Source organism: Pseudomonas sp. MD195_PC81_125 (assembly GCF_014060985.1).
Taxonomy (GTDB): Bacteria; Pseudomonadota; Gammaproteobacteria; order Pseudomonadales; family Pseudomonadaceae; genus Aquipseudomonas; species Aquipseudomonas parakoreensis.
Map to the genome: position 1 here is coordinate 1 of NZ_JABULD010001014.1, position 792 is coordinate 792.

A 792-nucleotide genomic window follows, 5' to 3' on the forward strand; every position below is an offset into this window, starting at 1 on the left:
TACGTTTTTCGCGGATTTTTGCCTACGAATTTGGCAGATGCGTCTGCTACCGGAATGGTGATGAACGCGAAATCATGGGGACACAAAGTAGCTCGGGCAGTGACTACCAACAGCCAAGGAAGGCAAATGCTTCAAAACAATCGAGAACACCTGGAACTCGAAAGGATAATGAGTGAAATACGGAAACTGGCGGCCGAGAGAAAAAAGCTTATGGCGGAAGAAAAGAAGTTGAGGTGGGATACGTATTTTTATCCGTTTGCGGTAGTCACTGGGGTGTTGACCGCAACAGCGGCCGTAGTAGGACTTTCACTCAAGTTTTAAGTGTTCGCGTTTGTACCATTCAAACCCACTCTCTAAAAAGGAAATCACCATGAGTACATTTGACCGTCAGGCCATGATTGATCGGGCAGATCGAGAATACGATGAGGACGTTGAAAGAATGCGCATCAAAAACAAGGGCGATATGTACCCAATCTGGGGAATACTGGCGTTCGGCCTGTTTTGCATGTCACTCGGATTTCTCCTCGCTCGATCAATCTGATCGTCTTGCCGGTGGAGTTGTCGCTGGAACTTGTCGAAAAACGACATTTCACTTATCCGAAGCCGACAGCTATTTTCCCAAAAACGACAACCCGCTGATCTGCTCCGTACAACCATTCCTCAGCTAAGTCTTTGCTTCTGCTCATTTATCACGGAGAATCGCGCCCCTGTTTCGGCCGGAGCATGTCTGTCGGTTTTTTCCGACGCGTCCCGACCGAGTGGCAAGTGACCGGAATGCGGAGATCCGACCGG

General features: G+C 49.1%; 2 protein-coding genes. Both read left to right on the forward strand.

The window, feature by feature from the left end; translation table 11 throughout:
- Positions 1 to 321 (forward strand): hypothetical protein (locus tag HT737_RS32985; protein ID WP_374011227.1); only part of this gene is annotated, 321 nt, incomplete at its 5' end.
- A 49-nt stretch (positions 322 to 370) separates the two neighbouring features.
- Positions 371 to 541 (forward strand): hypothetical protein, encoded by a 171-nt coding sequence (locus tag HT737_RS30915; RefSeq protein ID WP_182404324.1) that lies wholly within the window; start codon positions 371 to 373, stop codon positions 539 to 541.
- The last annotated feature ends 251 nt before the right edge of the window (positions 542 to 792 follow it).